The sequence below is a fragment of the Microbacterium sp. genome (assembly GCF_035554235.1).
Taxonomy (GTDB): Bacteria; Actinomycetota; Actinomycetes; order Actinomycetales; family Microbacteriaceae; genus Microbacterium.
Window position 1 is genome coordinate 1 of sequence record NZ_DATMIO010000062.1, and the last position, 3,436, is coordinate 3,436.

3 protein-coding genes are annotated in these 3,436 nt (G+C 71.5%); all 3 read left to right on the forward strand.

Translation table 11 applies throughout. From position 1 onward, the window contains the following. The first annotated feature begins 298 nt into the window (after positions 1–298). A complete protein-coding gene (murC, locus tag VNT50_RS03010) occupies positions 299–1,723 on the forward strand; it encodes a UDP-N-acetylmuramate--L-alanine ligase (RefSeq protein WP_325483617.1) in 1,425 nt (474 codons plus the stop codon). Positions 1,724–1,725: 2 nt separating this feature from the next. After that, complete coding sequence (locus tag VNT50_RS03015; protein ID WP_325483618.1) at positions 1,726–2,745, forward strand: FtsQ-type POTRA domain-containing protein; 1,020 nt, start codon at positions 1,726–1,728, stop codon at positions 2,743–2,745. A 162-nt stretch (positions 2,746–2,907) separates the two neighbouring features. Further along, positions 2,908–3,436 (forward strand): cell division protein FtsZ (locus VNT50_RS03020; protein WP_325483619.1); only part of this gene is annotated, 529 nt, incomplete at its 3' end.

Genomic DNA, 3,436 nt, shown 5'->3' on the forward strand with positions numbered 1-3,436 from the left:
CTGCTGGGCGATCGGCCGAGGATCGCCGCGATGGCGCAGGCCGCGGCATCCATCGGCACCCGCACGGGCACCGCGAACGTCATCTCCATGATCGACGCGGCGCTCGCGCGCTGACCAGGCCGGGCCGGGTGCTCGCTCGTCGCAAAGCGCGGGTGCCTGGGCACCCGCGCCCGCGCTTTGCGCCGAGTGAACACCGCGGAAGGGGGGCGCACGGAGGTGCGCGGGGGCGCGGGCGCGCAGGGGGGCGCGGGCGCGCCGGGACCCGCCGGGCGGGAGCCCAACTTAGGATTGACGGGTCATGATCACACCCGACCTGAGCCTTCCCATCCCCGAGCGCATCGGCGCCGCGCACTTCATCGGCATCGGCGGATCGGGCATGAGCGGGCTCGCCCGCATGTTCCTCGCCGCGGGCATTCCGGTCTCCGGATCCGACCGCGCCGACAGCGCGGCGCTCCGCGACCTCGAACGCGCGGGCGCCACGGTCTACGTCGGCCACGACGCCGCGAACCTGGGCGACGCCGACACGGTCATCCACACTGGTGCGATCTGGCCCGAGAACCCCGAGTTCGTCACGGCGAAAGATCGGGGGATGCCGGTCATCCACCGCTCGCAGGCGCTGCACTGGCTGATCGGCGGTCGCCGCCTGGTGTCGGTGGCGGGAGCGCACGGCAAGACGACGTCGACCGGCATGATCGTCACCGCGCTCACGGCGCTCGGCGCCGACCCCAGCTTCGTGAACGGCGGTGTCATCGCGCAGCTGGGTGCATCGAGCGGGTCAGGGAGCGATGACCTGTTCGTCGTCGAGGCGGACGAGTCCGACGGGACGTTCCTGCTCTACGACACCTCCGTCGCGCTCATCACGAACATCGATCCCGACCACCTCGACCACTACGGTTCGGCGGAGGCGTTCGACGACGCCTTCGTGCGCTTCGCCGACAAGGCACGCGAGGCGGTCGTCATCTCGTCCGACGATCCGGGCGCCGTCCGCGTCTCCGCCCGGCTGGCGCATCCGAACGTGATCACCTTCGGCGAGGCCGAGCACGCGGACGTCCGGGTCACCGACATCCTGACCGACGGTCCCGTGTCGTTCACGCTGACCCATGCCGGCGTCTCCGTCGCGGCGCGCCTCGCCGTGCCCGGGGCGCACAATGCGATCAACGCCGCGGGTGCCGCGGCGGTGCTGATGACCCTCGGGTACGACCTCGAGCCCGCGGTGCGGGCGGTCGAGGGCTTCGAGGGGACCGTGCGTCGCTTCGAGCTGCACGGCATCGAGCGGGGCGTGAGCGTCTTCGACGACTACGCGCACCACCCGACCGAGGTCGCCGCCGCGCTGTCCGCGGCGCGGACGGTCGTGGGAAGCGGACGCATCATCGCGATCCAGCAGCCGCACACGTACTCGCGCACCCAGCTCATGTATCGCGAGTTCGCCGAGGTGCTCGAATCCCTCGCCGACCACACGGTGATGCTCGATGTCTACGGCGCGCGCGAGGACCCCGTTCCCGGAGTGACCGGCGAGCTCGTGAGCGGCGCCTTCTCCGACCCGGCGCACGTGCACTACGTCGCCGATTGGCAGGAGGCCGCGGAGTACACGGCCGGCCTCGCCCGCGACGGCGACTATGTCATCACCCTGGGCTGCGGCAACGTGTACCAGATCATCCCGCAGGTGCTCGCCGCGCTCGAGCGCACGACCGGCCCCGCCTCGACGCACGGTCCCGGGGAGTAAGGATGCGGCGGCCCTCGCCCCTCCCCGTCCCCGAGAAGGGACCCGACCCGGTGGAGCCGCCGGTCGAGCAGCCGGAGACGGCCGCGGAGCACGGCGACGTCTCGGTGGACCACCCCGCCGTCGTCGAACCGGACACGGCCACCGCGCCGATCGGCCTTCCCGGGTGGATGTCGGGGGACGGGCCTGCGGGCGACGCGGCAGGCCCCGCGACCGGCTCCGCATCCGGCTCGGCCGCGGGATCGCGGAGCGAGCCCGATGCGGTCCGCCTCGTCGACGTCTGGGCCGCGTCGCGCGCGCGACGCAAGGCCCTGCGGGCGGAAGTGCGCCGCTTCACCGTGCGCGCGCGACGTCGCCGGGCCGTGTGGATCGGTGTCGCGGCCTCCCTCGTCGTGCTCGTCCTCGGCTCGGTCGGCGCCGCATACAGCCCGCTGTTCGCGGTCGAGAACATCCGCGTCGTCGGCGGCGAGCAACTCGATGTCGCGGCCGTGGAGGCGGCGCTCTCCGATCAGATCGGCACCCCACTGCCCCTCATCGACGCGAGCGCCGTCAAGGCCGCGCTTGTCGCGTTCCCGCTGATCGAGACCTACACGCTCGAGGCCCGGCCGCCGCACGATCTCGTGCTGCGCGTCGTGGAGCGCACGCCGATCGGCGTCGTCGAGTCGGCTGCCGGTTTCACGCTGGTGGATGCCGCGGGCGTGGCACTCTCGACGACCGCCGTGGCGCCTGCCAACCAGCCGGTGCTCACGGTGCGGGGTGGTGCGAAATCAGACGCGTTCGCGGCCGCCGGCCGCGTCATGCGGTCGCTCCCCGATTCGATCCGCCTGCAGGTGACCGCGGTCGCCGCGACGTCGCCGGACGATGTCGTCCTGACCCTCGGCGGCACGAACACGCAGGTCGTGTGGGGCAATGCGGAGCGCTCCGTGATGAAGGCGCTCGTGCTCGAGACGACGATGGTCCAGCGCCCGCCGGCCGACGTGAGCGTCTACGACGTGTCGTCGCCGACCGCGGTCGTCGTGCGCTGAGAAGGCAATGTCGATGGGATGTCGCGACACGCCCACCGCGCTCCCGCCCGCAGTGCAGGCGCCGCCTAGCGTCTGTCTTGGGAATTGCATACCGAGCAATTCTTTATACCTCTACTAGAGGTTGAAGGTTTTGAACGAGGTTCAGGACAGACGGAGGCCGGCATGAGCCAGAACCAGAATTACCTCGCCGTGATCAAGGTCGTCGGCGTCGGCGGTGGCGGCGTCAATGCCGTCAACCGCATGATCGAACTGGGCCTCCGCGGGGTCGAGTTCATCGCGATCAACACCGATGCCCAGGCGCTGCTGATGAGCGACGCCGACGTCAAGCTCGACGTCGGCCGCGAGCTCACCCGCGGGCTCGGCGCCGGCGCGCAGCCCGACGTGGGCCGCCAGGCCGCCGAGGACCACCGTGAGGAGATCGAGGAGGTGCTCAAGGGCGCCGACATGGTCTTCGTGACCGCGGGGGAGGGCGGTGGCACCGGCACCGGCGGCGCGCCGGTCGTGGCCAGCATCGCCCGCTCGCTCGGCGCGCTCACGATAGGCGTAGTCACCCGGCCCTTCAGCTTCGAGGGCAAGCGCCGGGCCATGCAGGCCGAGGCCGGGATAGAGACCCTCCGTGAGGAGGTCGACACGCTGATCGTCATTCCGAACGACCGGCTCCTGTTGATCTCCGACCGCCAGGTCAGCGTGC